Source organism: Paracraurococcus ruber, assembly GCF_004353985.1.
Lineage (GTDB): Bacteria > Pseudomonadota > Alphaproteobacteria > Acetobacterales > Acetobacteraceae > Paracraurococcus > Paracraurococcus ruber.
On sequence record NZ_SMOA01000538.1, the window covers coordinates 1 to 1692 of the forward strand.

Annotated in this window: 2 protein-coding genes; both read right to left on the minus strand. The window is 74.9% G+C overall.

The features are described from left to right. Positions 1 to 448 (minus strand): (2Fe-2S)-binding protein (locus tag E2C05_RS31560; RefSeq protein WP_240046980.1); only part of this gene is annotated, 448 nt, incomplete at its 3' end. 191 nt (positions 449 to 639) lie between these two features. Beyond that, complete coding sequence (locus tag E2C05_RS31565) at positions 640 to 1614, minus strand: phosphoribosylaminoimidazolesuccinocarboxamide synthase (RefSeq protein WP_133223551.1); 975 nt, start codon at positions 1612 to 1614, stop codon at positions 640 to 642. Positions 1615 to 1692: the final 78 nt, after the last annotated feature.

Here is a 1692-nt window from a genome sequence, read left to right on the forward strand (position 1 = left end):
GGCCGAGCGCGGCGCGGATGCGCGGCGCGGTGCCGCAGCGGCAGAGCACGCCGGCCATCGCGGCCTCCAGCGCCTCGGGCGGCAGGCGCGGCCGCCTGGCCAGCGAGGCGGCGGCCTGGGCCATCTGGCCGGACTGGCAATAGCCGCATTGCGGCACCGCCAGTTCCTCCCAGGCGCGGAGGACGGCGGCGGGGGCGCCGCCGGCGGCGGCGAAGCCCTCGGCCGTGGTCACCTGGCGGCCGGCCGCCGCCTGGGCGGGCAGGGTGCAGGCCCGTGCCGCCCGGCCGTCCAGCAGCACGGTGCAGGCGCCGCAGAGCCCCGCGCCGCAGCCGAAGCGCACGCCGGCGAGGCGCAGGTGGAAGCGGAGGAAGGCGAGCAGCGTCTCCTCCTCCCATCCCGGGGGCAGATCCGCCGCCTGCCCGTTCACCACCACCGTCGCCATCCGCATCCCCGCCGGTTCCGTGCGGCGGCGGACTAGGCGATGCGGGTGGGGGGCGTCTTGAAGGATGGCGACAGCCCGCCCGGCCCGCCGGTCGGTCCGCCGATGGCCATGGCGAGCAGGACCGTGGCCCTGGCCGCCGGGCGTCGCCGCCGGTCAGCGGCCCGCGGGGGCGGGCACCGCCGCCCGCGGGCGGCCGGTCAGAGGAAAGGCGCCAGATTCGCCCGGATGCGCGCCAGCACCGGCCGGTCGGTCGCGGGCAGCGGGAATGCGGTGCCGGTGATGGTCTCGAAGGCCTCGATGTAGATCCGCGCCGCCTCGAGGTTCACCTCGGGCGGGATCGGCGGGACATCGTCCTTGTAGGGATCGCAGCGCGCCACCACCCAGGACCGCACGAAGTCCTTGTCGAAGCTCTGCGGCGCCGTGCCGGCGGCGAAGCGCTCGGCATAGCTGCCGGCGAACCAGTAGCGGCTGGAATCCGGCGTGTGGATCTCGTCGGCCAGGACGATGCGGCCTTCGGCGTCCAGGCCGAACTCGTATTTCGTGTCCACTAGGATCAGGCCGCGCGCCGCCGCCATCTCCCGCCCCCGGGCAAAGAGCGCCAGCGCCCGGGCCGAGACCTCCTCCCACTGCGCCGCCGTCAGCAGCCCGCCGTCCAGGATCTGCGCCGGCGTCAGCTCCTCGTCATGGCCGGCGTCGAAGGCCTTGCTGGTCGGCGTCAGGATCGTCCGCGGCAGCTTCTGGTTCGGCCGCAGGCCCTCGGGGAAGCGGTGGCCGTACATCTCCCGCCGGCCGGCCCGGTACATCGACAGGATGGAGGTGCTGGTGGTGCCCGCCAGGTAGTCCCGCACCACCACCTCCACCGGCAGGATGGACAGCCGCCGGCAGACCAGGACATTCGGGTCGGGGTATTCGAGGACGTGGTTGGGGCAGAGATCGCCCGTCCGCTCGAACCAGAAGCGCGCCAGCTGGGTCAGCACCTGGCCCTTCAGCGGCACCGCCGTGAGGATGCGGTCGAAGGCCGAGAGCCGGTCGGTGGCGATGATGATGCGCCTGCCGTCCGGCAGGTCGTAATTCTCCCGCACCTTGCCGCGGTAGTGGTTCGGCAGCTCCGGGATGGCGGCGTCCTGCAGGACGTAGTCCGCATAGGGGGCGAGGGCGGCGGCGCTGGGCATGGCCCGGTGTAGGCCAGCCGGCGGCCGGGGCGCCAGGGGCGGCGTCGCGGACGCGGGCCGGGCGGGACCGCGCGGGGC

Coding starts and splice junctions, on each gene's coding strand:
- E2C05_RS31565 (WP_133223551.1), bottom strand. CDS start 1,614: ATGCCCAGCGCCGCCGCCCTCGCCCCCTATGCGGACTACGTCCTGCAG.